The organism is Desulfocastanea catecholica (genome assembly GCF_054657295.1).
This window is the reverse complement of the sequence record NZ_BAAHYZ010000182.1, coordinates 1-266: the sequence shown is the minus strand read 5'-3', so window position 1 is coordinate 266 and position 266 is coordinate 1. Positions and strand designations below refer to the sequence as shown.

Below are 266 nucleotides of genomic sequence, written 5' to 3'. Positions count from 1 at the left end.
CCTAATTGGGCGGTCATCAGGTCAAATACCGTGGTTACCAGCAGATCGCCGGCGTCTGTTTTGATCGTTTTGACCGGTACCCGGCCGTTTTTGGAACCGGGGCCTTTATCGTCGAAAAAAGGCAGAGTGACCGTCCGCCAGCTATCACCATCGCCGGCATAGCTGATGAGCGGATCGACAACGGCATCGTTTTGGGAATCCTGCAGGTGGAGATTCCAGTGGCCGGCGACCTCATCCCAGCGAAAGCCGATGCTGCCGTTGGGAAC

At 57.1% G+C, this 266-nt stretch carries 1 pseudogene; it reads right to left on the bottom strand.

Going from position 1 to position 266, the window contains the following annotated elements:
* A pseudogene (locus tag ACYQ8U_RS23440) lies at positions 1-266 on the bottom strand (nitrate reductase subunit alpha); the annotation flags it as partial.